The sequence below is a fragment of the Micromonospora sp. NPDC049799 genome (genome assembly GCF_040656655.1).
Lineage (GTDB): Bacteria > Actinomycetota > Actinomycetes > Mycobacteriales > Micromonosporaceae > Micromonospora.
Map to the genome: position 1 here is coordinate 1 of NZ_JBFAMU010000730.1, position 1,930 is coordinate 1,930.

Annotated in this window: 1 protein-coding gene; it reads left to right on the top strand. The window is 74.0% G+C overall.

Going from position 1 to position 1,930, the window contains the following annotated elements:
• A partial coding sequence (locus AB0I76_RS28855) for a beta-ketoacyl synthase N-terminal-like domain-containing protein (protein ID WP_357041991.1) occupies window positions 1-1,930 on the top strand: 1,930 nt, incomplete at both ends.

The following is a 1,930-nucleotide window of genomic DNA, read 5'->3' on the forward strand; positions in this document are numbered from 1 at the left end:
GCGGCGGACTGCGCAACGCCGCGGCCGACGCCGGCCCGCTGACGTATGCCGAGCGGCTGGCCGCCCGGCCGGCGGCGGAACAGCGGCAGGCCCTGCACGACCTGGTGCTGGGGGCCGTGGCGACGGTGGTCGGACTGGAGTCGGCGGAGACGGTCGATCCGGGGCAGGCGTTCAAGGACCTCGGGTTCACCTCCCTCGCGGCCGTGGAGCTGCGCAACCGGCTGGGCGCGGCCACCGGCCTGACGCTGCCGGCGACGCTGGTGTTCGACCATCCCACCCCGACGGCGGTCGTCGACCACCTGCGCGAGTTGGTGTCCGGGGTGCCGGCGGCCCGCGCCGCGACGCCGGTCCGGGTGGCCGCAGCCGACGAGCCGGTGGCGATCGTCGGCATGGCCTGCCGCTACCCGGGCGGGGTCGGCTCGCCGGAGAAGCTGTGGCAGCTGGTGATCTCCGAGGGCGACGCGATCAGCGAGTTTCCGGACGGGCGGGGCTGGGATGTCGAGGCCATCTACGACCCGGACCCCGGCACGCCGGGAACCACGTACACCCGGCACGGCGGCTTCCTGGACGACGCCGCCGGCTTCGACGCGGCCTTCTTCGGCATCAACGCCCGGGAGGCGGCGGCCATGGACCCGCAGCAGCGGCTGCTGCTGGAGACCGCGTGGGAGGCGGTGGAGCGGGCCGGCATCGACCCGGCTCACCTGCGCGGCACCGCGACCGGCGTGTTCACCGGGGTCATCGACAACGACTACGGGCCCCGGTTCGACGAGGTGCCGGAGGACTACGAGGGCTACCTGATGACCGGGGCGACCACCGCGCTGGCGTCGGGGCGGATCGCATACACGCTCGGGTTGGAGGGCCCGGCGATGACCGTGGACACCGCGTGCTCGTCGTCGCTGGTGGCGATGCACCTGGCTGCGCAGGCGATCCGCAACGGCGAGTGCGACCTGGCGCTCGCGGGTGGGGTGACGGTGCTGGCCACGCCGGGCGGCTTCGTGGAGTTCAGCCGGCAGCGGGGCCTCTCCCCGGACGGCCGGTGCAAGCCGTTCGCCGAGGCGGCCGACGGGTTCGGCTTCGCCGAGGGCGTCGGCCTGGTGCTGCTGGAACGGCTGTCGGTGGCCCAGGAACGCGGCCACCGGGTGCTCGCTGTCATCAGGGGCTCGGCGGTGAACCAGGACGGCGCGAGCAACGGGCTGACCGCCCCGAACGGGCCGGCGCAGGAACGTGTGATCCGCCAGGCCCTGGCCAACGCCCGGCTGACCCCGGCCGACGTCGACGCCGTCGAGGCCCACGGCACCGGCACCACCCTCGGCGACCCGATCGAGGCCCAGGCGCTCCTGGCCACCTACGGACAGCACCGGCGGGACGACCAGCCCCTGTGGCTCGGGTCGGTCAAGTCGAACATCGGCCACACCCAGGCCGCGGCCGGCGTCGCCGGCGTGATCAAGATGGTCCTCGCCCTGCAGCAGGGCATGCTGCCCCGCTCGCTGCACATCGACGCGCCGAGCCCGCACGTCGACTGGGACAGCGGCAACGTCCGGCTGCTCGACCGGGTGGTCGACTGGAAGCCGAACGGGCACCCGCGCCGGGCGGCGGTGTCGGCGTTCGGGATGAGCGGCACCAACGCCCACCTGATCATCGAGGAGTTACCGGCCTCGGCGGAGCCGGACGCCGTTCCCGTTGTGGATGCGTCGGGCGGGTTGACGGATCAGCCCGGTGGCGGCTGGGTGCCGTGGCTGCTGTCCGCGAAGACCGAGACCACGCTGCGCGAGTACGGCCGCCGGCTACGCGACTGGGCCACCGACACAGATGACCTGGACCTCGTCGACGTGGCACACGCCCTCGCCGGACGCACCCTGTTCCCGCACCGGGCCGTGGTCCTCGGCCGCACCCTCGACGAGATGTGCGAGGCGCTGACCGCCCTGACCGA